The sequence below is a fragment of the Saccharopolyspora sp. NPDC002686 genome (assembly GCF_040295745.1).
GTDB classification, from domain to species: domain Bacteria; phylum Actinomycetota; class Actinomycetes; order Mycobacteriales; family Pseudonocardiaceae; genus Saccharopolyspora; species Saccharopolyspora oryzae.
Map to the genome: position 1 here is coordinate 1 of NZ_JBEOVY010000613.1, position 2056 is coordinate 2056.

Consider the following 2056-nt stretch of genomic DNA (forward strand, 5'->3'; position numbering starts at 1 on the left):
ACCCAGCAGACCGCCCCGCGGACCGACCGCGGGGGGGCGGGGCCGCCAGGTGCTCCAGGCGACCCCGACCCCGCGCGGGACATCGGAACTCGGCTCACGCCGACTCAGAACCGTCTTTGACGCGCCGCCAGGCGCTTCAGCCGGAAGAACTTCAGGGGAGGCGGGTCACCAGGTCGGTGACGTCGACTCGGTGGCCCGTGTAGAACGGGATCTCCTCGCGGACGTGGAGGCGGGCCTCCGTGCCGCGCAGGTGGCGCATCAGGTCCACGATGCGGTGCAGCTCGTCGGCTTCGAAGGCGAGGATCCACTCGTAGTCGCCGAGCGCGAAGGAGGCCACCGTGTTCGCCCGGACGTCCGGGTAGTCGCGGGCTTCCTTGCCGTGGTCGGCCAGCATCTTGCGGCGCTCGTCGTCGGGCAGCAGGTACCACTCGTAGGAGCGCACGAAGGGGTACACGCAGATGTACTTGCGCGGTTCCTCGCCGGCCAGGAACGCCGGGATGTGGCTCTTGTTGAACTCGGCCGGGCGGTGCAGCGCGACGTTGCTCCAGACCGGCTCGGAGGACTGGCCGAGCGGGGTCTCGCGGCGGAACCCGGTGTAGGCGGCCTGGACCTGCTCGATCTCCTCGGAGTGCCACCAGATCATGAAGTCCGCGTCGGCCCGCAGCCCGGAGACGTCGTAGACGCCGCGGACCACGACGCCGGACTCGGCCAGCGAGTCCAGGTACTCCTGGGTCATCTGAGCGGCCTTGGCCCGGTCCTCGGGCAGGGTGCCCTGCTCGATCCGGAACACCGACCACATGGTGTAGCGAATGGTGTCGTTGAGCTCGTTGTAGTTCAGCCGCGCCATGTCCTCATCGTCCCACTTCTCGGAGGGTCCCAGGCAGCAGGGCCCGCGTGATGTCCATCGCCGCGGACTCCCCCGTCGCGATGCACGCCGGGACCCCGACGCCGTGCAGCGCCGCCCCGGCCAGGGCCAGGCCCGGCACGTCGGACAGCGCCCGTTCCACGTCGGCGATCAGGTCCAGGTGGCCCACGCCGTACTGCGGCACTCCACCGCCCCAGCGCACCACGGTCGACTCCACCGGCTGCGCCGCGATCCCGGTCAGCTCGGCGAAGTCGGCGCGCACCCGGCGCAGCACCTCGGCGTCGTCGAGCTGCAGGTCCGCGGTCTCGCCGAACCGGCCGACCGAACCCCGCACCAGCAGTTCGCCGTTCGCACCGCGCAGGTGCGGCCACTTGTTGCTGGAGAAGGTGAAGGCCTTGGCGGTGAACGGGGTTCCGTCGTCGTGGCGCTCGCCGCGCGCGATCAGCACGCCCGAGGCGTCCGGCAGTTCCACGTCCGCGGGCAATGCGAGGCCCACGACGATCATGGAGGCCAGCTCCACCTCGCCGAGCTTGGCCGCCGCGCTCGGCACGACGTCCTGGAGCAGGCGGCGCGCCGCGGGAGCGGGGACCGCCAGCACGACGCCGTCGACGTCCAGGAACTCCGGGCTCGGCGCCGCGCCGATCTCCAGCCGCCAACCGGATTCGGTCCTGGTCAGGCCGCGCACCGGCAGCCCGAGCCGGAGCTGCGCATCGGCGGCGATCAGCAGCTGGTCGATCAACCGCCGGTAGCCGTTCTGGAAAGCGCCGAACACCGGCGGCTTCGGCGCGTCGGGCTTCGGCTTCGGCAGCGCGGACGAAGCCGCGGCGGTGATCGACTCCGCTCCCCCGTCCAGAGCCGCCGCCAGGGCCGGGATCGTAGCTCGCAGCCCGAGGCGGTTCGCGTCCCCCGCGTAGACACCGCCGAGCAGCGGCTCCACCAGCCGGTCCACGACCTCGTCGCCGACCCGGCCGCGCAGCAGCTCGCCGACCGACGCATCCGCACCTTCGAGCCGCAGCGGCGGCAGGTCCTTCTCCGCGCGGACCAACGACAAACCGGCGTCGGACAGCACGTCCCGCACCGACTCGGGTGCGGCGGGAACGCCCATCACGGTCCCGGTCGGCAGGCGCCGCGTCCGGCTGCCGGCGCGCACGGACGCCGAAAACCCGCCCGGGTGCACGACGTCGTCGGCCA

The 2056-nt window shown here is 72.3% G+C and carries 2 protein-coding genes; both read right to left on the reverse strand.

Annotated elements, in window-relative coordinates; translation table 11 throughout:
* Window positions 1-151 precede the first annotated feature (151 nt).
* Entirely contained in the window at window positions 152-847 is a 696-nt protein-coding gene (gene hemQ, locus ABTZ89_RS38250; protein WP_270947953.1) for a hydrogen peroxide-dependent heme synthase, read from the reverse strand.
* A gap of 4 nt (window positions 848-851) precedes the next feature.
* On the reverse strand, window positions 852-2056 hold a 1205-nt coding region (gene hemG / locus ABTZ89_RS38255), incomplete at its 5' end, for a protoporphyrinogen oxidase (protein ID WP_351054285.1).